This is a genomic window from Pseudoalteromonas sp. S8-8 (assembly GCF_000497875.1).
GTDB classification, from domain to species: Bacteria; Pseudomonadota; Gammaproteobacteria; order Enterobacterales; family Alteromonadaceae; genus Pseudoalteromonas; species Pseudoalteromonas arctica.
Map to the genome: position 1 here is coordinate 104,634 of NZ_AUTR01000001.1, position 22,244 is coordinate 126,877.

18 protein-coding genes are annotated in these 22,244 nt (G+C 39.7%); 6 read left to right on the top strand and 12 right to left on the bottom strand.

The window, feature by feature from the left end; genetic code table 11:
- The first annotated feature begins 182 nt into the window (after positions 1-182).
- A complete protein-coding gene (locus tag L659_RS0100480; protein ID WP_032826727.1) occupies positions 183-3,194 on the top strand; it encodes an ATP-binding protein in 3,012 nt (1,003 codons plus the stop codon).
- Positions 3,195-3,219: 25 nt separating this feature from the next.
- Here the strand turns inward: L659_RS0100480 and L659_RS0100485 are convergent, their stop codons facing one another.
- The 6 genes from L659_RS0100485 to L659_RS0100510 form a co-directional block, all read right to left on the bottom strand.
- On the bottom strand, positions 3,220-4,053 hold the full coding sequence (locus tag L659_RS0100485; RefSeq protein ID WP_010552730.1) for a UDP-2,3-diacylglucosamine diphosphatase: 834 nt from the start codon (positions 4,051-4,053) through the stop codon (positions 3,220-3,222).
- Between the two features lie 361 nt (positions 4,054-4,414).
- A complete protein-coding gene (locus L659_RS0100490) occupies positions 4,415-6,139 on the bottom strand; it encodes a proline--tRNA ligase (protein WP_024589214.1) in 1,725 nt (574 codons plus the stop codon).
- A gap of 89 nt (positions 6,140-6,228) precedes the next feature.
- Positions 6,229-6,933, bottom strand: a complete 705-nt coding sequence (tsaA, locus tag L659_RS0100495; protein WP_024589215.1) for a tRNA (N6-threonylcarbamoyladenosine(37)-N6)-methyltransferase TrmO — start codon at positions 6,931-6,933, stop codon at positions 6,229-6,231.
- A 413-nt stretch (positions 6,934-7,346) separates the two neighbouring features.
- Positions 7,347-7,916, bottom strand: a complete 570-nt coding sequence (locus tag L659_RS0100500; RefSeq protein ID WP_007586810.1) for an outer membrane beta-barrel protein — start codon at positions 7,914-7,916, stop codon at positions 7,347-7,349.
- A gap of 258 nt (positions 7,917-8,174) precedes the next feature.
- On the bottom strand, positions 8,175-8,639 hold the full coding sequence (locus tag L659_RS0100505) for an acyl-CoA thioesterase (RefSeq protein WP_024589216.1): 465 nt from the start codon (positions 8,637-8,639) through the stop codon (positions 8,175-8,177).
- 132 nt (positions 8,640-8,771) lie between these two features.
- Positions 8,772-10,418 carry an electron transfer flavoprotein-ubiquinone oxidoreductase gene (locus L659_RS0100510; RefSeq protein WP_024589217.1) on the bottom strand — a complete coding sequence of 549 codons (1,647 nt, stop codon included), beginning with the start codon at positions 10,416-10,418 and terminating at the stop codon, positions 8,772-8,774.
- A gap of 221 nt (positions 10,419-10,639) precedes the next feature.
- On the opposite strand from L659_RS0100510, the gene L659_RS0100515 reads away from it, so the two are divergent.
- The 3 genes from L659_RS0100515 (at position 10,640) to L659_RS0100525 (ending at position 12,705) form a co-directional block, all read left to right on the top strand.
- On the top strand, positions 10,640-11,389 hold the full coding sequence (locus L659_RS0100515) for an electron transfer flavoprotein subunit beta/FixA family protein (protein WP_024589218.1): 750 nt from the start codon (positions 10,640-10,642) through the stop codon (positions 11,387-11,389).
- A complete protein-coding gene (locus tag L659_RS0100520) occupies positions 11,390-12,316 on the top strand; it encodes an electron transfer flavoprotein subunit alpha/FixB family protein (RefSeq protein ID WP_024589219.1) in 927 nt (308 codons plus the stop codon).
- Positions 12,317-12,420: 104 nt separating this feature from the next.
- Positions 12,421-12,705, top strand: coding sequence for a hypothetical protein (locus L659_RS0100525; protein ID WP_024589220.1), 285 nt, complete (start codon positions 12,421-12,423; stop codon positions 12,703-12,705).
- A 69-nt stretch (positions 12,706-12,774) separates the two neighbouring features.
- On the opposite strand, the gene asnS is transcribed toward L659_RS0100525, so the two are convergent.
- Complete coding sequence (gene asnS / locus L659_RS0100530) at positions 12,775-14,172, bottom strand: asparagine--tRNA ligase (protein ID WP_024589221.1); 1,398 nt, start codon at positions 14,170-14,172, stop codon at positions 12,775-12,777.
- Positions 14,173-14,469: 297 nt separating this feature from the next.
- Between asnS and L659_RS0100535 the strand changes: the two genes are divergently transcribed.
- Positions 14,470-14,904, top strand: coding sequence for an ATP-binding protein (locus L659_RS0100535; protein ID WP_007586798.1), 435 nt, complete (start codon positions 14,470-14,472; stop codon positions 14,902-14,904).
- Between the two features lie 90 nt (positions 14,905-14,994).
- On the opposite strand, the gene L659_RS0100540 is transcribed toward L659_RS0100535, so the two are convergent.
- From L659_RS0100540 to bioA, 5 genes are all read right to left on the bottom strand, one after another.
- Complete coding sequence (locus L659_RS0100540; protein ID WP_024589222.1) at positions 14,995-16,011, bottom strand: ABC transporter ATP-binding protein; 1,017 nt, start codon at positions 16,009-16,011, stop codon at positions 14,995-14,997.
- 14 nt (positions 16,012-16,025) lie between these two features.
- Complete coding sequence (locus tag L659_RS0100545; RefSeq protein ID WP_024589223.1) at positions 16,026-17,525, bottom strand: ABC transporter permease; 1,500 nt, start codon at positions 17,523-17,525, stop codon at positions 16,026-16,028.
- Positions 17,525-18,565 (bottom strand): extracellular solute-binding protein, encoded by a 1,041-nt coding sequence (locus L659_RS0100550; protein ID WP_024589224.1) that lies wholly within the window; start codon positions 18,563-18,565, stop codon positions 17,525-17,527. The genes L659_RS0100545 and L659_RS0100550 overlap by 1 nt, the downstream gene beginning before the upstream one ends.
- Entirely contained in the window at positions 18,566-19,378 is an 813-nt protein-coding gene (locus L659_RS0100555) for a hypothetical protein (RefSeq protein ID WP_024589225.1), read from the bottom strand. It abuts the gene before it with no gap.
- Positions 19,379-19,799: 421 nt separating this feature from the next.
- Positions 19,800-21,101, bottom strand: coding sequence for an adenosylmethionine--8-amino-7-oxononanoate transaminase (gene bioA, locus L659_RS0100560; RefSeq protein WP_024589226.1), 1,302 nt, complete (start codon positions 21,099-21,101; stop codon positions 19,800-19,802).
- A gap of 93 nt (positions 21,102-21,194) precedes the next feature.
- Here bioA and bioB point away from each other — a divergent pair, with 93 nt between their 5' ends.
- A complete protein-coding gene (bioB, locus tag L659_RS0100565) occupies positions 21,195-22,235 on the top strand; it encodes a biotin synthase BioB (protein ID WP_024589227.1) in 1,041 nt (346 codons plus the stop codon).
- The last annotated feature ends 9 nt before the right edge of the window (positions 22,236-22,244 follow it).

Sequence of the window (22,244 nt, forward strand, 5' to 3'; positions counted from 1 at the left end):
GAGTGCGCTCTAAATAAAACTAATGATTTAGTCTTTTTATTATAAAAATTATAACGATAACCGATTAGTTAGATGGTCCAATTCTTTCGTTAATGCTCTATACTAATAACAATAAAAATTTATGGTGAAGGTAAATGTTGAAAAAGAATAATTTTTTGAATGTGACAAAAAATAATAGACTAATGCTCGTTGCAACAATAATATTTGTTCTTATAGCTTTACCATCTCTGTATTTGTTTGACCAAAAAGTAAGAAGTGATGTTTATAATTCAGCCCAAATAGAATTAAAACGTGAGCTTGAAACAAAAAGCCTTTCACTAAAAAAGCATCTTAAAGATAGTGTTACCGCTATTCGCTTTTTAGACGCAACGCCCCCGATTAAAGGCATTACTCGCGCCACTGAAAACAAGAAAATAGATCCCTTGTTAGGCACGCACATTGACGTTTGGGAAGAGCGCTTAGCGAGTATTTTTAGTGGTTTTATGCGCACAGACGACAGCATACTTCAGGCTCGCTATATTATTCTCGCAGATGGTGGGCAAGAAGTTGTCAGGGTTGATAGAAACCAACTCGGAGAAATTAATCGACTGCAAGGCCTGCAATTACAAAAGAAAGGCCAACGCGATTACATGATAAAAGCGAGTATGCTCGATAATAAAAGTGTTTATATTTCTCCTATTAACTACAACCGTGAAAATGGGCAGATACAAGAACCTTATATAAGTACTTTTCGTGTAGCTAAGCCTGTTTTTGATGAAAAAAATAAAATTTTTGCAATATTAGTCACTAACTACTTTGCTGATAAATTAATAAAAAGTTTAACGGTTGAATCTCCACAAGGAACACAAATTTACCTAATGAATAATGAAGGTGAATTTTTATATCATCCAAACTCTCAATTACGCTTCGGTTTTGAATTTAATAAAGCAAAAACATGGACTGAAGAATTTTCCACTGCAAGCACAATGGCAGAGCAAGGCACTTTACCGCTAAGTAATTACCCAATTGCTTACACGTTAAAAAAGCGTATTTCGCTTGATGGTGATATTGCGATGTTACCTTTAGAGCTTGGTGTAAGTGTTGATACTAAAACGTTGTTTGCAAAGGTGAACGAAAGGCGTCAAAACTTTATTGCAATGCTAGTGGTATTCTTTAGCGTATTTTTAGTTATTGCCTTTTTATACCAACGTTTTATAAACCGTAAGTTGTTAATTAATTCTCTAAAAGAGCAAAACAATAAAGTAATAGAAAATTCTTTGGATGCTATTTTTACAATTGAGCAAAACGGCGAAATTGTTCACTTTAATAATACAGCTAAAGAGGTTTTCGGTAATTCAATCTCAGGCACTAGCCCTGACTTTGTTTCTTTATTTAACTTAAATGAAGCCGATAATAACTGTATAGAAGAGACTATTTCAAACGGATCAAAAATACCGTTTGAAGCTATCTACACAGATGGTTATGGCAACAAACAATACTTTTCAATTACACTCAGTAGTATTTTTGATGTCTACAATAACCGTTATCAGGTAGCGGCTATTTTAAGAAATATTAGTTCATTAAAAAATACTCAATCAGAGCTTGAAGGCTTAAACAGTACTTTAGAGCTAAAAGTCTCACAAAGGACTGTTGAGCTAGAGCGAGCAATTGATCAAGCATTAGCAGCGAGCCAAGCAAAAAGTGACTTTGTAGCAAATATATCTCACGAAATACGCACACCGATGAATGGCGTTTTGGGTATGCTTGAAATGCTCAAAGAAGATGGCTTAAGTGAACAACAATACCATTACTTAAAATTAGCTAATAGTAGTGCTAACTCTCTGATGAATTTGATTAACGATATTCTCGATTTTTCTAAAATAGAAGCGGGTAAACTTGATATTGATAATCATACATTTGATGTTGTTACAGTATGTAGCGATATGATTAGCTCTTTAGCGTTACAGGGCCAGCGCAAAGGTCTTGAAGTATTCTTAGATACAAAAGATGTAGTAGATAGAATGGTTATTGGCGACAGCCATCGACTTAAACAAATTTTAATTAACTTAGTTAATAATGCATTTAAATTTACTCACCGAGGTGAAGTAAGTTTAACTGTCGGCTCTAAGTACATTACCGACTCAAAGTTATTAATGAGCTTTACAATAAAAGACACGGGAATTGGTATAGCGCCAGAGAACATAGACAAACTATTTGAAGTGTTTACACAAGAAGATTCAAGTACAACCCGTCATTTTGGTGGTACAGGCTTAGGCTTGTCTATATGTAAAAAACTTGCTCAGTTAATGGGTGGTAATATTACGGTTATAAGTGAAAAGGGCGCTGGTAGTACCTTTACCGCAACAGTTGAGCTACATGTAGCACAAGAGAAAAAACTAAACACAGGTATTGAACTTGCTACAAGTATTAACGTAGCGGCATTAATAGCGCGCGATAACGTTTATAAAAACGTGTGCGATTTATTGCTACTAACCTGTAAAGTAAATGCAGAAAACATTTTAAGACTCGACTACTTTAGTGAGCATAAAGAGTTTGAAGCTGACTTATTATTAATTGACGATGAGCATCCTCAAATTGATGCGTTAATTGATTACTGTAAGCAGTTTAATAAAAAGTACGTCTTAATTTTACGCGACATGGTGACCGATAAACCGACTAAAATGATATTACCTGAGGGTAGCCACATTCTAAATAAACCGCTTACCCAAGATCAATTTAGCTATAAGTTAGCCAGCTTATTTGGTGCCAGTAATGATTGCATTATAGCGCCACCAAAAGGCTTAACAGAAGAACAAGTAGAGCCAGACCTATCTGCTTATCATATATTATTAGTAGACGATAATATGATTAATATTGAAGTAGCTAAGGCGATTTTAAAACGCACTAAAGTAAAAATCACCTGTGCATCAGACGGTGTAGAAGCATTAGAAGCATTGAGAGAAAACACAGAGCAAGCTTTTGATGTTATTTTAATGGATTGCCAAATGCCTAATTTAAATGGCTACGATACAACAAGTGAAATCAGAAATAGTAAGGCCGGGGTAGACTACACTTACATACCTATTATTGCTATGACAGCAAGCGCGATGGAAGGTGATAGAGAACGTTGTTTAACTGCAGGCATGAACGACTATATTACTAAACCAATCAAGCCAAGAACGCTAAAAGATAAGTTAATCACCTGGCTAAGTTAATAGTGATTAAATGAGAATCAGCTGCTTATGCAGCTGATTTTTTTGGTTTAGCATCCGTTGATATATTTAACTTTGTTATGTCGGCGCTATCGAGTACGGTTTGTGTGTCTGACCAATGTAGTAATTCAATTTTTCCATCTTGCTGCTCTACCAGCGCCGTACAACTCTCAATCCAGTCTCCATCGTTACAATACATAATTCCGTCATCTACTTTTATTTTGGGATGATGAATGTGTCCACAAATAATACCGTCTACGTTTTGCTTTTTAGCTTCATGAATTGCGGCATCTTCGAAGGCTTTAATTGCTTCACGTGCTTTGTGTACGCGAGCTTTTATCCATGATGCAAGCGAGTAGTAATTACCACCAAATAGCTTTCGAATACGATTGGTCCAGCGGTTTAAAAATAATAAAAAGTCGTACCCTGCATCACCTGCGATACTAATAAGTTTGTTATAGCGTGTCGCGGAATCAAAATCATCACCGTGTACGAGTAAAAAACGTTTATTAGCTTTAGTGGTGTGAATAAACTGCTGGTGGATTTCAATACCAAATAACGTTTGATTTATATAGTTTCTAAACGTTTCGTCATGATTACCGGGAATATAAATGACGCGTGTACCGCTAGCTGCTTTTTTTTGTATAGAGTTTAATACTTGATAATGCGAAGGGTGCCAATAAAACTGACGTTTCATTGACCATAAATCAATAATATCACCCACTAAATAAAGTGTATCGGATTCTACCGAGTTTAAAAAATCGAGTAAGTAATCTGCTTTACAGTCTTTGTAACCTAAATGAACATCAGATATCCAAATAGTAGGGTAGTGTTGCTTCTTAGTGTTTGCGCCATTACTCATTTTCATTCCCTAAAGTATCGAGTGTAATAGTTAAATAACCTGAACTCTGGTTAAGAGATTTACTAAGGTATTGAATCATGGTGATATTTAAATTTATTTTCTCTAGCCAGAGATTTTCAGTGAAAACAAGGCGAATTTACGCGTCAATAGCGAGCCTATTGCAAGTAAATTCAACGCAGTTAGCGCTGAAAATAGCTGCTCGAGATAGATTTATTATCCAGAGTTCAGGTTAAATACTTTAGGGAATAAAAATGACAATTATACGACAGTAATACTAAAGCCAAATAACACACATAAAATTTAGGTATAAAAAAACCGCTTTTAAAAAGCGGTTTTAAAATTACTTATAAGTATTTTTAGCTTAACCTTTAACGGCTGCTTTAATTGCATCAATTGCTGTATCGATATCAATCATTAGCTTTTCACCTGTACGGCGGTTTTTAAGCTCAACTTTGTTTTCGTCAAGGTTACGCTCACCAATTACTAGCGTAAATGGCACACCAATGAGTTCCATATCGTTAAACATAACACCAGGGCGCTCTTTACGGTCATCAAATAACACATCAAGACCAGCATCTTTTAAACCTTGGTAAAGGTTATTTGCAATATCAGGAATACGATGCGATTTGTGCATGTTCATTGGAACAATTGCTAAATCGAATGGCGCGATTGATTTTGGCCAAATGATCCCGTATTGATCGTTGTTCTGCTCAATAGCAGCAGCAACAATACGTGAAACACCAATACCGTAACAACCCATAGTCATGGTTTGGTTTTTACCACCTTCGTTTAATACACCCGCTTTCATCGCTTCTGAGTATTTAGTGCCAAGTTGGAAAATATGACCTACTTCAATACCACGTTTAATTTGTAAAACGCCTTGGCCACATGGGCTCATATCGCCTTCAACAATATTACGAATATCAGCAACTTCGTAATCAGTTACGTCACGATCCCAGTTAATACCGCTGTAATGCTCGTCGTCTTTATTTGCACCGGCAACAAAATCAGCAAGTATGTTAGCGGCTCTATCAACAATAATAGGCATAGATAAGCCGACAGGGCCTAATGAGCCAGGTTTTGCGCCAATAGCAGCAACAATATCTGCCTCTGTTGCCATTTCAAGCGGAGAGTCTACTAATGGGTGCTTTTCAGCTTTTAGTTCATTCAATTCGTGATCGCCACGCAGTACTAAGGCTACTAAACCGCGTACTTCGTTTTCATCAGGCGTACCATAAACAATTAACGTTTTAACACCGCGATGTGGCTTAACACCGTAGTGTTTTTTAAGCTCGTTAATCGTTTTAGCATCAGGAGTTGGAAACGCTTTAAGCTCTTTTGATGCTTCAGGGCGAGGCTCGCTTGGTGCCAGTGCTTCTGCTTTTTCAATATTAGCGGCGTAATCACTGCCATCACTAAATGCAATTGCATCTTCGCCCGACTCAGCAAGTACATGAAACTCGTGCGATACGCTACCACCAATAGAGCCTGTATCGGCTATAACAGGGCGGTAATCAAGGCCTAAACGCTCAAAAATATTACAATATGCTTTGTGCATCGCTTGATAAGTCGCATCTAAACACTCTTCACTTAAGTGAAAAGAGTAGGCATCTTTCATTGTAAATTCACGAGCACGCATTACACCAAAACGAGGACGACGTTCGTCGCGTACTTTAGTTTGTACTTGGTATAAAGTAACTGGTAATTGCTTGTAGCTGCTTATTTCTTTACGTACGAAATCAGTTATTACTTCTTCGTGTGTTGGGCCAAGTGCAAACGTACGGTTATGACGGTCTGTAAAGCGCATAAGCTCAGGACCAAATTCATTCCAACGGCCAGACTCTTCCCACAAATCAGCAGGTTGAATAACAGGCATTAGCATTTCAATTGCACCTGCTTTGTCCATCTCTTCGCGTACAATGTTTTCTACTTTACGTAGCACGCGTAAACCAGAGGGTAACCAAGTGTATAAACCCGAAGCGACGCGACGGATCATACCGGCTCTAAGCATTAACTGATGCGATACGATTTCAGCATCTGATGGCGTTTCTTTAAGTGTTGCGAGTATATATTGGCTTGTACGCATGTTTTTTCCGAAATAGAGTAATTATATTCTTTTAATAGAGCTTAAGTTTACCAGCGGATGCTTTTACACTAAAGCGCTAACTGAGTTATTTAGTTTTTTTCTATACTTGTTACTACGTTATGTTCGCCACTGACTTGCCAGCGAATATTATAATTATACAAAGTCATACCATAGCTCTGCTCGCCGTCTTTTTGTTTTTTATATGCAGGGCGGGGATCTTGTTTTAAAACATTGGCAATAAAATCATGTAAATCTGGGTATTGTGTTTGCGCATTAACAAACTCAATTGCTTGAGGGCTAAATTCAACCGTCATTTGTGTTTCTGGGCGCGTGTCAGCAAAGCCAGCACTTGCATCCGGCATAGAGTCTGAATACGGCAAATACGGTTTTATGTCAATAATCGGTGTGCCATCAAGTAAATCAATGCCAGCGAGTAATAAGCTAAGTTGTCCGTTTTTATATTCAATACCTTCAAGTTTTACGGCGCTCATTCCAATTGCGTTTGGTCTGAATGTAGCACGGGTCGCAAATACACCTTTTCGCTCATTGCCACCCAAACGAGGCGGGCGCACCATAGCAGAATAACCTTTATCAGCTGTTTCATGAAAACGAAATAACAACCAAATATGAGTAAATTCATCTAAACCACGTACAAACTCTTCGCGATTAAAATCGGGGGCAAATATAAGCTTTGCTTTAGCTTGTGGCACTAAACGTGGTTGCCTAGGTATAGCAAACTTTTGTTTATAAGGAGATTGAATGTGGCCAATAGCCGAAATGGTATAATCGCTCATAGTACTCGGGTACAAATAAAATAGAGCGCTATTCTACCCGCATTTAGCATTTATGGCATTAATGTAAGCAAGTTTATTGCGTATACCAATTTTATTAAAAAATATGATTATTCTACTGCATTAAATAGCGCACTTACTTTGTTAGGAATTATTCATAGTTGACTGCGTGGATGCAGGAGGTAGAGCAATGCAGGGAGCAATTTGTGATAACAACTATATATTATAATTTTGCCTTGTTATTGCGCTATTTTCTTAGTGCTACAATAGAACAATTATTTAATGCACTTAGCATTATAGACCAAACGGTTTAAAGTTTTTATTAGACTGATTGGTTTATATTAATATATTTAAAAAGAGCCTAAAACAAAAAAGGTAAGCCCTTGGGCTTACCTTTTATACATGCTAAAGACTAATTAAAACATGTATTGAACTGATACAGACGCTACATCCATATCTGGGTCAATATCGTCATCAAGTTTATAGCGTTCGTACTCTAAACGAAACTGTACATTTGTTGTAAGCGCGTATTCAATACCAGCGCCGTAAAATGCATCACCACCATCTGTAGACGCTGATACGCCACCTACTGGTAAATCTTGTGTGTAATCTGCATCCCATTCAAGCCAACCGCCTTTTGCATACACAGAAAAGCTTTCTGTTATAGGGTAGCCCAAACGTGCGGCAAGCGATACGCCATCAATTTCAGCTTTGCTGTCTATATCACTTACTTCATCAAAGTTTTGATAAGCAAGCTCTAAGCTTAAGTACTCGTTAAATTGTGCACCAACGTAACCCTTAAGCATTTGTGCATCGTCGTCAAAGTCAGTGTCGTTGTCACTGTCTTCAAATTCAAAAGAATATTGACCGTAACCGATACCAGTATAAATACGTGGAGAATCGAAATCAGAAATGTCAGCGTGTGCTGCAGAGTTAAAACCCAGTGTTGCTAGTGCAATAGCTGAAAGAGAAAGTGTTTTAATCATTGAATAGCTCCTTTACAAAAAATAATCAAATGCTTGATTTCATTAATCAAACTTCAATTATCTACTTGCAGCGAGCGTGCCAATATTAAAATGAATTAAAAACACGCCTTAATTAATTCTTTTGTATTGGTTTTTACGGTATTTAGCGTGTTTTATAATCAAAGTGAACTTTTGTGTAATTGAGTACTCTAAAATAAGTTGTATGTTTTACAAAGTATAATGAGTTTTTTACATAGCCTGAATTATTTAAACTAGTAATTACACTGTATGAAGCAAGTTTTCTGTTTCAATTGCTATTTCTTTCATTTTTATAGCGTAATTTTTTAATTTAATATCTTCTTCTGTTACAGCTTTAAACGAAGGCACTTCTATAGGGTAGCCCGTTTCATCCATTGCAATAAAGCTGATAACACAATGATTTGTTTCAACCATATTTTGTGTTTTTGGATCGCCACAACGCACTTGTATAAATATTTGCATGCTACTTCTACCCGTATGGGCAATTTTAGCTTCTACTTCGACTATTTGACCCACTAAAATTGGGCGTCTAAATTTAACACCCGCAACCGAAACCGTTACGCAGTAGTGACCACTCCAACCCGCAGCACATGCATAGCCTGCTTGGTCAATCCATTTCATGACGGCCCCACCATGAACTTTACCACCAAAATTAACATCGGTAGGCTCTGCTAAAAAACGAAAAACAACTTTTGACGACGGCATAGATAACACTCTTATTATTAAAACTACTATTAGCATAACGTAAAAAAGGGGCCGAAGCCCCTGCAATTTAGGATATGTTTATAATTTATATGTAAAAAAAGTGACTATATGTGTATATAACGCATAATTTAGTTACATATTTGGGTAGTTTGGCCCACCAGCACCTTCTGGAGTTACCCAGGTAATGTTTTGGCTTGGGTCTTTAATATCGCAGGTTTTACAATGCACACAGTTTTGAGCGTTAATAACAAACTCTTTATTGCCTGCTATTTCTTGTACTTCGTAAACGCCAGCAGGGCAATAACGCTGTGCAGGTTCATCAAATTTCACTAGGTTCACGTTAATAGGAATTGACGCATCTTTGAGCTTTAAATGACACGGCTGTGATTCTTCGTGGTTAGTATTTGATAAAAACACACTTGAGAGTTTATCAAAGCTAAGGTGTCCATCTGGCTTTGGGTACGCTATTTTGTCAGCGGCGTTAGCATCAACAAGGGTAGAGTGATCGGGCGTATTATCTTTAAATGTAAAGGGTAAACCACCATTGAAAATATTTTGATCAAGCGTGTTATACGCACCACCTACAAACTTACCGAGCTTGTGCATTGCAGGGCCAAAGTTACGAGATTGATATAACTCTTTATATGCCCACGATTGCTCAAACGCAGTTTGATAATGAGTTAAATCGGTATTTGCCAACTCATTTTGCAATGCTTCAAAAATAACTTCAGCGGCAACCATTCCCGATTTCATTGCAGTGTGATTACCTTTAATTTTTGCAAAATTAAGTGTGCCTGCATCGCACCCTACAAGTAAGCCACCTGCAAAATGCATTTTTGGTAATGAATGTAAACCGCCCTTAGCAATAGCACGCGCACCGTAAGCAATGCGTTCTGCGCCTTCAAGTACGTTTTTAAATACTGGATGGTGCTTCATTCGCTGAAACTCATCGAACGGGCTTAAATGTGGGTTTGAGTAATTTAAGTCAACAATTAAACCTACAACGACTTGGTTGTTTTCACTGTGATACATGAATGCACCACCATTAGTATCGCCGCTAAGTGGCCAACCTGTACCATGAACAACTTTGCCAAGCTCATGCTTACTTTCATCAATTTGCCAAATTTCTTTAAAGCCTAAACCGTAATGCTGCGGCGATGAATCTGCATCAAGTGCAAACTCATTAATTAGCTGCTTACCTAAGTGACCTCGGCAGCCTTCTGCAAATATAGTGTATTTTGCACGAAGCTCCATGCCAGGCATGTAACCGTCTTTTTCATTACCGTCTTTGTCGACACCCATATCGCCAGTGATAATGCCTTTTACTGCTTTATCTTCAATTATTAAAGAGTGTGCGCTAAATCCTGGAAAAATCTCTACGCCTAAGCTTTCAGCTTGCTCAGCAAGCCATCGACATACATTACCCATAGATACAATGTAGTTACCGTCATTATGAAATGTTTTTGGCGTAGCAAAGTGGGGGATTGATGTCGATTTTTGCTCGTTATTAAACCAATAAATTTCATCGTTAGTTACTTTGGTTGTAACCGGTGCGCCAAGCTCTTGCCAATTTGGTAGCAGTTCATCCAAAGCTTTGGTTTCAAAAACAGCGCCAGAGAGTACATGTGCACCCACTTCGGAACCTTTTTCGACTACGCAAATCATGCACTCTTGTTGTTTTTCTTGTGCTAATTGCGCGAGTTTAATTGCACTTGAAAGCCCCGCAGGGCCAGCGCCAACAATTACTACATCAAATTCCATGGTTTCACGTTCGACCATAATAACCTCTTTATCTATGACGGACTTATTCGAATGTTTACTACGCATTTAAATAAGGTGTACAGCCTATTTTTAACCTTGCAAATTAAACGTTACAGACTGTGAATAGTTAAAGGTTATTTTAGGTTGACGTTTACGTCAACAGGAAGTAGTCTAATTTCATAAAATAAATAAGTTGACGTGCACGTTACCTTGTAGGTTTAAATAATTATGGAGTTCCTATGAAAGTTCTCGTACCAATAAAAAGAGTGATTGATTACAACGTAAAAGCACGCGTTAAAAGTGATAAAAGCGACGTTGATTTAACTAACGTAAAAATGGCAATGAACCCGTTTTGTGAAATTGCTATAGAAGAAGCAATACGCCTTAAAGAAGCCGGTACAGCCAGTGAAGTTGTTGCTGTTACTATTGGTCCAAAAGCATCGCAAGAGCAATTACGCACAGCATTAGCACTGGGTGCCGACAAAGCCATTCACATCGAAACCGATGAAAAGCTCGAGTCACTCCATATTGCAAAGCTACTCGCTAAAATTGTAGAGCAAGAATCTCCTGAACTTGTCATTTTGGGCAAACAGTCAATCGATTCAGATAATAACCAGACAGGTCAAATGCTTGCTGCGCTTACTAATCGTGGGCAGGGTACATTTGCATCCAAGGTTGTTATTGAAAATGGCAAAGTAAACGTGACCCGCGAAGTTGATGGGGGCCTGCAAACGGTAGCACTTAACTTACCAGCGGTTGTTACGACTGATTTACGCTTAAACGAGCCTCGTTACGCATCACTGCCAAATATTATGAAAGCCAAACGTAAGCCGCTTGAAGTAATAGCAGCTGATTCGCTTGGTGTTGATTTAACACCGCGTATTCAATTAATAAGCGTAGAAGAGCCAGCTAAACGTACCGCAGGAATTATTGTTGAAGACGTTGCACAGCTTGTAGAAAAATTAAAAACAGAGGCAAAGGTGATTTAAATGAAAACACTCGTAATTGCAGAGCACGACAACGGTGCCTTAAAACCAGAAACCTCAAAAACTATTAACGCTGCAGTAAAAATAGGTTTTCCTGTTGATGTACTTATTGCAGGGAACAGCCTAAGCGCAATGAGCTCACAAGTGGCCAGCATTGATGGCGTAGCTAATGTTTTAGTTGCCGATAATAGCGTTTATGAACATCAGTTAGCTGAGAGCATGACCGATTTAGTTTTATCGCTTAGCGACACCTACAGCCACATTGTTGCAAGTGCTACTACAACAGGTAAAAACTTTATGCCACGTGTTGCTGCGTTATTAGATGTTGCGCAAATTTCTGAAATTATCGCAGTAGTGGACGCCGATACATTTAAACGTCCAATTTATGCAGGTAATGCAATCGCAACGGTTAAATCACTCGACAGTAAAAAAGTAATTACCGTACGTGCCAGTAGCTTTGATTTACAAGGTGAGCAATCAGCTGCTGCTATAACAAGTATTGATACAGTGTCTGATTCGCAATTAAGTAGCTTTGTAAGTGTTGAACAAACAGAGTCTGAACGACCTGAACTTACGGCTGCCACTGTGGTTATATCGGGTGGTCGCGGTATGCAAAACGGTGAAAACTTTGCACTACTTAATGGTATTGCCGATAAACTCGGTGCTGCGATTGGTGCGTCGCGTGCAGCAGTTGATGCAGGCTTTGTACCTAACGACATGCAAGTAGGGCAAACAGGTAAAATTGTAGCGCCTAATTTATACATTGCAGTAGGGATTAGCGGTGCTATTCAGCATTTAGCCGGCATGAAAGACTCAAAAGTAATTGTCGCGATTAATAAAGACCCAGACGCACCTATTTTTCAAGTTGCAGATTACGGTCTAGTGGCTGATTTGTTTGAAGTACTGCCACAGCTCGAAAGTGCTTTATAGCGCTTAATTAAGCAAAATATATTCTGGTTGAAAGCCGTGGTGTCCTTTGGGTATCATGGCTTTTTTTGTTTTTATAATAACAATTTGTTAGATAAGGGGGATCGATGGACAGCAGTGATATTGGATTAACTATTGCTTCAACTTTTATGTTTTTATTTTCATGTGTGTGGACCGCTCTCGCTTGGGGTTTTAGCGTTCATGAGGTTAAGCAACAGCAAAGTTCAAAAATCCATATGGCTGCAAAAATTTCTTGGTATGGGATGTTCTTAGTTCATGTATTTTTACTATTCTTACTCTGGTTTTCTAGCTTTACAAAGGGAAGTCTGTTTTTAACCTTGTTTGCATCACATATAAGTTTTTACTTATTTTTTGTAAAAAATCTTAAATAGAAATATATTAGACACAAAAAAACCAGCCAATTGGCTGGTTTTTAGTATTTATAAACGACTTACTGAATATTAGTAAGTGGCGCTGCCTTTAGTACGTGGGAAGGCAATAACGTCACGTACGTTGCCCATACCTGTTACATAAGCAACTAAGCGTTCAAAGCCTAAACCAAAGCCTGAGTGTGGCACGCTACCGTATTTACGTAAATCGCGGTACCAGCTGTAATCTTCTTTGTTTAAGCCCATTTCTTCTAAGCGTGCATCAAGTACATCAAGGCGTTCTTCACGTTGTGAACCACCAATGATCTCACCAATACCGGGTGCTACAATGTCCATTGCGGCAACGGTTTTACCGTCTTCGTTTTGGCGCATGTAGAATGCTTTAATGTCACGTGGGTAGTTTTTAATAACTACCGGTGCTTTAAAGTGTTCTTCAGCTAAGTAACGCTCGTGCTCAGATTGTAAATCTACACCCCATTCAACAGCGTACTCAAACTTTTTACCACAGTTTTTAAGGATCTCTACTGCTTCAGTGTAATTTACCTGCGCGAAGTCTTTTTCTACAAATTCTTCTAAACGCGTAATTGCAGTTTTTTCTACACGTTGTGCAAAAAATTCCATGTCATCACGACGCTCTTCAAGTACGGCTTTAAACACATACTTAAGCATATTTTCAGCAAGTTTTGCGACGTCTTCTAAATCAGCAAATGCAACTTCTGGCTCTACCATCCAAAATTCTGCAAGGTGGCGAGATGTATTTGAATTCTCTGCACGGAATGTTGGGCCAAACGTGTAAATTTTTGACATTGCAGAAGCGTAAGTTTCGCCATTTAACTGGCCAGATACAGTAAGAAATGCTTCTTTACCGAAGAAATCTTCGCTGTAATCAACTTCGCCTTTGTCTGTAAGCGGTAAGTTTTGCATATCAAGCGTAGACACACGGAACATTTCGCCAGCGCCTTCACAGTCACTTGCCGTAATAATTGGCGTGCTGATCCAGTAAAAGCCTTGCTCGTGGTAAAAACGGTGAATAGCTTGTGCTAAACAGTTACGTACACGAGTTACCGCGCCAATCATATTTGTACGAGGGCGAAGGTGAGCGTGCTCACGTAAGTACTCAATGCTGTGGCGCTTTGCCGACATTGGGTATGAATCTGGGTTTTCTACCCAACCTAATACAGTCACTGTATTAGCTTGAATTTCGTAAGATTGACCCTGACCAGCAGATTGTACTAAAACACCAGTAACCGACACAGAACAACCGGCTGTTAAGCTAGTAACTTCATCATAATTATTCAGTGAATTAGGAACTACCGCTTGAATAGGATCAAAACACGAACCGTCATGAACGGCTAAAAATGAAATTCCTGCTTTTGAATCGCGGCGAGTACGGATCCAGCCCTTAATTGTTACTTGGCTGTCTACCGCAACATTGCCTTTTAATAGCTCTGAAATCGCTAAATGGCTCATCTTCACTCCAATGATATAAGTTGCCTAACTATTTTATTTTAACTGTGCGCAACACTCGGGCATAAATTGCACATAAACGGCGCTGCACTTGAACCCTGTATCTTACCTAGTAAAGTTGAATAAAAAAACTATTGTGGGCAACTCTTTAAAAGTTTTTATGCATGCGGTTTATTTTTAAACAGTTTTTAGAGTTTAATTGCTACTATTATGATTTGTTGCTCTTAAATTTAATGATTTTGTGGCATTATTAACAAACAAATCAAATTAATATTTATTCACACTTAAAAAATCGATGCTATGAAACAAGTTTTTATTTTACGAGGACTACCAGGAAGCGGTAAGTCTTACTACGCGCAAAGCCTTGCTGACGAATTAGGTGGAGTTGACGAAAGCCAATACCTAATCTGCTCAACTGATGATTACTTTATTAATGAGCAGGGCGAATATCATTTCGATAAATTTAAATTGTCGCAATTTCATAATTTAAATTTAGCGCGCTTTATAAATGCACTTGCTCAAGGTATGCCATTGGTGATTGTAGATAACACCAATATTAAAAAGTGGGAATTTATAGCTTACACCCAAGCTGCTGTTGCTTTAGGTTATCAAGTAAAAGAAGTGATAGTGGGTGAAGTGAAAGACAAATCAATGCAGCACTTATATGCTAAACGTAACTCGCATAATGTCCCGCTTAAAACCATAAGCAAAATGGCCTACATGTTTGAGTGGTAGTGCTTCGAATTTAGTTAGTAACATACATAGCAATACCTATTAAAAAGCCCATATATATGGGCTTTTTGGTTTATGTAAGTAAAAAAGTAGTTAAGCTTCTTGTTTATAAACCGCTAGTGGGTGCGATGTACTTAGTGATACATGCACTTCATCGCCTGGGTTTACCACAACTTCATGGCTTACTCGGCTAGTTACAACCGTAGAGCACGCAAGTTTTACAGCGCACAAGCGACTGCCACCTTCAAAACGTACCCAAATTACTTCGCCGTTATTGCCAACACTGCTTTGAACAAGTAACACATCGTCTGGTCGAAGTAGTACATCAACGTCGCCACTTTCACAGTCAACGCCATGAGCGGGCGCATTACCAATTGAGGTAGTGGCTTGTCCTTGGCTAAATTGGCCGCTAATAAAGCTGGCTTCACCTAAAAAGCGTGCCACAAAGCGATTATTTGGGGTACTAAAGCAGCGCTCGGGTGTATCGATTTGCTGAATTTTGCCGCCTTTAAGTACACCAACACGATCGCCAACCGAGAGTGCTTCTTCTTGGTCGTGTGTTACCCAAATCGCCGGTACGCCAGCAGCTTTAAGTGCGTTTCTAATATCCCAACGAAGCATGTCTTTAAGGGCGGCATCTAAGTTTGAAAGCGGCTCATCAAGTAATACAAAATCAGGTTGGTGGGCTAGGGTGCGCGCAAGTGCTACACGTTGCTTTTGTCCGCCAGAAAGCGTTGCTGGTTTTTTATCTCTAAAATCGCTCAGTCCAAGTAGTTTTATCCAATACTCAGCAGGGGCTGTATCTTTTAATCTAAAGCAAATGTTTTGCTGTACGGTTAAGTGCGGAAATAACGCAAAATCTTGAAAAACCATACCTACACTGCGTTTTTCAGGAGGTATTGTTAATTTGGGTGTAGCGCGCCATTTACCTGTGTTTATTTCGCCTTCGCTAATAGGTATAAGGCCAGCAAGGGCTTGTAAAATTGTACTTTTACCACAACCTGTTGGCCCTACAAGCATAAGGATTTCGTTTTCACCCAGCGATAAGTTTAAATCGCTTACTACGCGGTTACTGCCATAATCTATAGACAACTGACTTACAGATAGCATTGTTTCTTAAATCCTTAATGTTCAAACTGGTTGCGTTTTTCGCCAGACATCATAATAGCTAACCCGCAGGCAGATATCACTACTAACAATAATCCAGGAATAGCGGCGCGACCAAAATAGCCCGCTTCGTATACACGCCATAAATAGGTAGAGAGGGTTTCAAACCCTGTTGGGCCAAGTAATAGCGTGGCTTCGAGTTCGCGCATTGACTCTAAAAACACCAGTGCTGCACCGGCAATAATACCGCGCATAGTTAAAGGCAGTGTTATACGAGTAAATACTTCACGTGGACTTGCCCCTAATACGCGCGCAGACTTTACTAAGCTTGGATCTAAGTGTTCGGTGCTTGTTCTAACAGAGCCTACAGCAAGTGGTAAAAACCGCAGCATATAAGCAATAATAAGCAGTCCTAGTGTTTGGTATAAAAACGGTAACTGCAAACCACCGTAAACAAGCGCTGTGCCCATTACTATACCCGGAATACCAAAACCAAAGTAAGTAACACGCTCCATTATACGACCCGCTTTTCCACTCAGTGCGGCATGTGCAACGGGGATCGCAACGATAACAGCTACAATTGCCGCAATACCCGATGCATACGTAGAGTTCCACGCAATATTAAAATCAAATGAGCTAAAACCATCACGAGCTAACCAAAGCGAAAATATAGCCAAAGGCAAGCCAATAGCGAGCAGTAAAACAGGTGCAAACGTAATAAATATTGCACTTAACTGTAGTTTGCTTGGGAATAAAATTAACGGGCGACCTTGGCGCTCAGGGGCTGTTTTTATTTGTGATTCAACTAAAAGTAAAAAGCCAACAATAACCATCAGTTGAAGCGAAAGCATAGCTGCGCGCCCTAACGCAAAGGCGTTGTATTCAACGTAAATTACGCGGGTAAACGTATCTAAGCGCATCATTGCGGGCGTGCCAAAGTCTGATAACGTATAAAGGGCGACTAACAATGAGCCTGCTGCAATACCGTTAACTACGCGCGGTAATATAACTTTAAATATACTTTGCGTCATCGACATACCTAGCGTACGCGCGGCATTAACCATGCTCGCGTCAAGGCTCAGTAGGGATGAGCGAGTTGTCATCATTACAAACGGGAAAGTATAAAGTGTCATTACAATGGCGGCACCTGTTAGGCCATACATTGATGGTGTTTCTATTCCTGTTAAGGTGTTTATTTCGCCACCGGGGCCAAAAGCAGCATAAAGTGTAAACGCGCCAATATAACTGGGGATTGCCAGTGGGGCTGCAAATACAACCAGCCAGAGTTTTTTAAATGGCAAATGCACATACGCGCTAATAAACGCCAGTGGCACACCAATTAAAATAGATCCGAGTACCGTTAAACCCATTAACGATAACGTGTTGCCTAAAATTTGAAGATTGTGGGTGTCAAACACTGAGCTTGCATCGCTTGCAAGCACTATTAATACATAAACAGGGGTAAGCGCAACAAGCGCTGCAAGCAGCGCCATTGGATAAGAGGCAGGTATTCTCATTACAATACGCCGCTGCTACGCATCAAATCTATAGTAGGGCGTAAATCAGCAAGGTGTGTTAAATCTACTTTAGGTGGAGAAATATTAGCAAGTGATGGTAGACCCTCAGGTTGGGTAATACCATTTACTAACGGAATTTCGTACGCTTCACTGGCTAAGTAACCTTGTACTTCTTTACTAAGTAAGTAACGCATAAAGTTAGTAGCAAGCGGATCGTCGTTAAGGGCTAATACACCCGATGCATTAACTAAACAGCCCGCATCATTTTGTGTAAATGCTAAATCAAGCTTGGCATCAGGCTTGCCTGATTTTAAACGCAATGTGTAATAATGATTAGCAAAACCAATATCAACTTCACCGCGTTCAACGCCCATAACAACACCTAATTCACCAGCGTATGTTTTAGCACGTTTTTTAATCTTTTTAAGCCACTTAGCAGTTTTGTCGTCGCCTTCTAAAATTCGCATTGCGGTTACAAACGATTGAAAAGAAGCGTAGGCGGGCGCCCAGCCAATACTTAAATCGCTGTCGGCAATTTCCATAATACTTGTTGGAATTTGATCTTTGGTCAAACGCGACGTGTTATATGGCAATGTACGAATACGGCCAGTTACTGGAGCCCACTCTTTATATCTAAATTGTGGTTGTAACTGAGCAGATAAATCACCTGGGATAGGTTGTGCAAGGCCTGCATCGGTTACTAAACCAATCGCGCCTGAATCAACCGCCCAAAATAAATCAGCGCGGCGAACGCCGGCTTTAGCTTCTGCAACAATCGTATTTGCTAAAGCAGCAGTAGGACCTCGGCGTATACCGAGTTTAAAGTCTGGATTTTTTTTCTGGATTGCTTGTAATACGTTTTCATACAAACCACCTTCGCCTCGGCCTAAATAAAGGGTTAACTCGCCTTTAAGCTTTGGTAAATCATCAACAGAAACTGGGTTTGCTATATCAGCGGCTAGCGCACGAGAAAGAGGCAGTGGCAATGAGCCAACCACCCCTAACGCAGCTAGGCCTTGAATAAAGGTCCTACGCTTCACTTAAAATACATCCTTACGGGCTTTTTCGGCTTTTTCTATTAAAACCTTAGCGCGGTCTAATTTTGTTTGCATATCACTGATCACATCGCGTACTTCATCTACGCTTTTGCTGTTTTTAATTGCTAGTGGCAGTGTTACGTTAAAGTCTTTTTCCAGCACTTCAACTAGGTTAGCGTCTTGTTCTATAAGTGTACCTTCAACGCCTTCAAACAGGTGTAGATAAGTATCGTGAACAATTTCAGTTGCTTCGTCTTGTAAACGCTCAGCAAATTTAGCTACTACACGGTCTAATTTGTGCTTAATTTCATCAATTGTGGCACTTTGTGTCATTTCTTTTGTAGCGGTTGCTTTTACAGTGTCTAACAAGCCTTTTTGCTGGAATTTTGCAGCAAGCTTAACAGCCCCAAGGCCTTGCCACAAGGCTATGTTCATCGCTTTTTGTTGTTTACGAACTTCCTCAGCAGGCTGTTTATTATCAATGGCCATTTTTACGCCATAAAGACCCTGCCAAATAGAAGCGTATACTGGTACAAAGTTAGTTTCTATTGCGCTGTGAAACTTAACTGATTCCCAGTATTCAATTAAATCATCAGTTTTTACAGATTTTGCGCCTTTAGTATCGTAGTCGCTTACCATGGTATCAACTTTGCCTACCATCCATTCTACTTCTTCTGCGTAACTTTTAAGGTTAGCTTGAAGATGATTAACATGCTCGCCAATAGGGCCGTTAGCTAATACCGGTTGAGCCATAAACGCCGAGGCTAGTAAAAGGCTTGCACCTAAAGTTTTGGCTGGTTTAAATAGTAATTTCATAGCAAAGAAGTCCAAAAAGGTAATTGTAAATGATAGACATTATCATATAGCTAATAGTTAACGAGATCAATAACCACAAACTCGCTTAATAGATAAAAACACTAAATGTAGCGGTAGGTTACAGTAAATAGCGCTATAACCTGTAAGATTAGGGCGTGTTGACCTTTGCGGATTGAAATTTGTTCAATCTAGGGACGATTAAATCGCGGCGCGAGGTTTGTAACCTAGTGGGCTAAGTAAAAACCGAGTAACAAAGAGTTTATCGTCCCTAGAAAGAACCCAAAGGGCAGCGCATGTTTGTCATTTATGCTGCGTTATCGCCTATTTATGGGGAATAACCACACTACATAGGCTCTGCCTTGCCTAAAAACCAAACATACTGCTGCAAATTCACCTACCAAAGATCAACACGCCCTAGCTATTAAGCGTAATGCTTGCCTTCAATGGCATTATAAATGGCATCACACAGTGTTTTTATACTGGTGTCGTCACTTATATACGGTGGCATAAGGTAAATTAGTTTACCGAATGGGCGTATCCATACGCCTTGCTCTACAAAATAAGCCTGAATTTTAGCAACATCAACATTGCCAGCAGCCTCGTTTAGTTCAACAACGCCTATTGCACCTAAGGTACGCACATTGGCAACCTCATTTAGTTCACTGCATTTATTAAGTTGTTGTAGCTGGGTGTTTATTTGCTTTATTCGTTGTTGCCAGTTTTGCTCAAGTAATAAATCAATACTTGCGCAGGCCGCAGCACAGGCAAGCGGGTTACCCATAAATGTAGGGCCGTGCATTAAAACACCGGCTTCACCTTCGCTTATGCCAATGGCTATTTTATCGCTAGTGATAGTGGCCGATAGCGTCATTGAGCCGCCAGTTAATGCTTTACCAATACACATTATATCGGGCTCTATATTGGCGTGCTCTACGGCAAATAATTTACCTGTACGGCCAAAGCCTGTGGCAATTTCGTCGCAAATTAGCAGTACATTATATTGGGTGCACAACTTACGCACGCAGGCTAAATAATCGGGGTGATAAAAGTTCATACCACCCGCGTTTTGTACAATAGGCTCAATGATAAAGGCGGCAACTTGGCTGTGGTTTGCTTTAAAATATTCTTCAAGCTCTTGGGCTTCTGCCTGGTTAAATTTGCTCCCAAATTGACTAACCGGTGCAGGTACAAAAACGTGTTCAGGTAAAAAGCCGCTATACAAATTATGCATTGAGTTAACGGGGTCGCATACGCTCATGGCTGCAAAGGTGTCGCCATGGTAGCCCTTGTAAGGCGTCATTAGTTTTTGTTTTGTCGTAATACCTTGGCTTAACCAATATTGCAGCGCCATTTTTATTGCTACTTCAACACTTACCGATCCGCTGTCGGCTAAAAACACTTTAGTTAAACTAGGCGGCGTTATATTTACTATTTTTTTGCACAGCTCTACCGCGCTGTTATGCGTAATACCGCCAAACATAATGTGGCTCATATTATTAATTTGCTCAATCATGGCGTTATTTATAACAGGGTTATTATAGCCATGTATGGCGCTCCACCACGAGGCCATGCCATCGATTAATTGCTCACCAGTTTCGAGGTGAATAATATTGTGGTTTGCATGTGTAACAGGGTATACCGGAATTGGCTTAGTCATAGATGTATATGGGTGCCAAATGTGCTCACGATCAAAATCAAGGTCAATCGTATTCTTTTTAATCATATGTAAACTTTAACTTGGTGGGCTTCGTTGACAATGTTACTTCAACTCGTAGACTAAGCCAATATCACCGCTGAGAAAAAATAAGAGAGTATTATGGAACTTGCACCTGTTCGTCACGATTGGACCCACGATGAGGTTAAAGCATTATTTGAAATGCCATTTAACGACTTACTTTTTAAAGCCGCCTCGGTTCACCGTACTAACTTCAACCCAAATGAAGTGCAAATTTCTACGTTGTTATCAATTAAAACAGGCGCTTGCCCAGAAGATTGTAAGTATTGCCCGCAGTCGGGGCACTACCGAACAGATTTAGAACGTGAACGCTTGATAGAAGTAGAAAAAGTAGTAGAGCAAGCGCGCCTTGCAAAACAAAAAGGCGCGACCCGTTTTTGTATGGGCGCTGCATGGTCAGATCCAAAAGACAGAGACATGCCATACATTTCGCAAATGGTTAAAGAAGTAAAAGAGCTAGGGTTAGAAACCTGTATGACGCTGGGTAAACTCACAAACGAAAAAGCTCATGAGCTTCGCGACGCGGGGCTTGATTACTATAATCACAACCTTGACACGTCACCTGAGTATTACGAGCAAATTATATCAACCCGTACATTTCAAGACAGATTAAATACCATTGACCACGTACGCGATGCTGGTATGAAAGTATGCTCAGGCGGAATAGTCGGTATGGGCGAGCAAGCAAGCGACCGTTATGGGTTACTGATGCAGCTAGCTAATTTGCCACAACAGCCAGAAAGCGTGCCTATTAATATGCTCGTTAAAGTTAAAGGCACACCGCTTGAAAACGCAGACGATTTAGATCACTTTGAATTTGTACGTACCATAGCAACAGCGCGCATTATGATGCCACACAGTTATGTACGTTTATCGGCAGGGCGTAACGCCATGAACGAGCAAATGCAGTCAATGTGCTTTTTTGCAGGCGCTAACTCAATATTTTATGGCGACAAACTTCTTACCACCGAAAACCCTGACGCTGATGCCGATATGAACCTAATTAAAAAATTAGGCATGAACCCAGAAAAACGTCACGACTATTCAGACGAAGCAGTAGAAGCCTCGCTTTCATCGCAAGTAGCCGACAAAGCAACCTCTGAATTGTTTTACGAAGCGTAGGCTTATATC

Excerpts from the sequence above, each read along its gene's own strand:
- L659_RS0100515 (WP_024589218.1), top strand. The coding sequence starts at position 10,640 with ATGAAAGTTCTCGTACCAATAAAAAGAGTGATTGATTACAACGTAAAA.
- L659_RS0100485 (WP_010552730.1), bottom strand. The coding sequence starts at position 4,053 with ATGAGTAATGGCGCAAACACTAAGAAGCAACACTACCCTACTATTTGG.
- L659_RS0100545 (WP_024589223.1), bottom strand. The coding sequence starts at position 17,525 with ATGAGAATACCTGCCTCTTATCCAATGGCGCTGCTTGCAGCGCTTGTT.
- L659_RS0100500 (WP_007586810.1), bottom strand. The coding sequence starts at position 7,916 with ATGATTAAAACACTTTCTCTTTCAGCTATTGCACTAGCAACACTGGGT.
- L659_RS0100510 (WP_024589217.1), bottom strand. The coding sequence starts at position 10,418 with ATGGTCGAACGTGAAACCATGGAATTTGATGTAGTAATTGTTGGCGCT.
- L659_RS0100540 (WP_024589222.1), bottom strand. The coding sequence starts at position 16,011 with ATGCTATCTGTAAGTCAGTTGTCTATAGATTATGGCAGTAACCGCGTA.
- asnS (WP_024589221.1), bottom strand. The coding sequence starts at position 14,172 with ATGAGCCATTTAGCGATTTCAGAGCTATTAAAAGGCAATGTTGCGGTA.
- L659_RS0100490 (WP_024589214.1), bottom strand. The coding sequence starts at position 6,139 with ATGCGTACAAGCCAATATATACTCGCAACACTTAAAGAAACGCCATCA.
- bioA (WP_024589226.1), bottom strand. The coding sequence starts at position 21,101 with ATGATTAAAAAGAATACGATTGACCTTGATTTTGATCGTGAGCACATT.
- L659_RS0100520 (WP_024589219.1), top strand. The coding sequence starts at position 11,390 with ATGAAAACACTCGTAATTGCAGAGCACGACAACGGTGCCTTAAAACCA.
- L659_RS0100535 (WP_007586798.1), top strand. The coding sequence starts at position 14,470 with ATGAAACAAGTTTTTATTTTACGAGGACTACCAGGAAGCGGTAAGTCT.
- L659_RS0100555 (WP_024589225.1), bottom strand. The coding sequence starts at position 19,378 with ATGAAATTACTATTTAAACCAGCCAAAACTTTAGGTGCAAGCCTTTTA.
- L659_RS0100525 (WP_024589220.1), top strand. The coding sequence starts at position 12,421 with ATGGACAGCAGTGATATTGGATTAACTATTGCTTCAACTTTTATGTTT.
- bioB (WP_024589227.1), top strand. The coding sequence starts at position 21,195 with ATGGAACTTGCACCTGTTCGTCACGATTGGACCCACGATGAGGTTAAA.
- L659_RS0100480 (WP_032826727.1), top strand. The coding sequence starts at position 183 with ATGCTCGTTGCAACAATAATATTTGTTCTTATAGCTTTACCATCTCTG.
- L659_RS0100505 (WP_024589216.1), bottom strand. The coding sequence starts at position 8,639 with ATGCCGTCGTCAAAAGTTGTTTTTCGTTTTTTAGCAGAGCCTACCGAT.
- tsaA (WP_024589215.1), bottom strand. The coding sequence starts at position 6,933 with ATGAGCGATTATACCATTTCGGCTATTGGCCACATTCAATCTCCTTAT.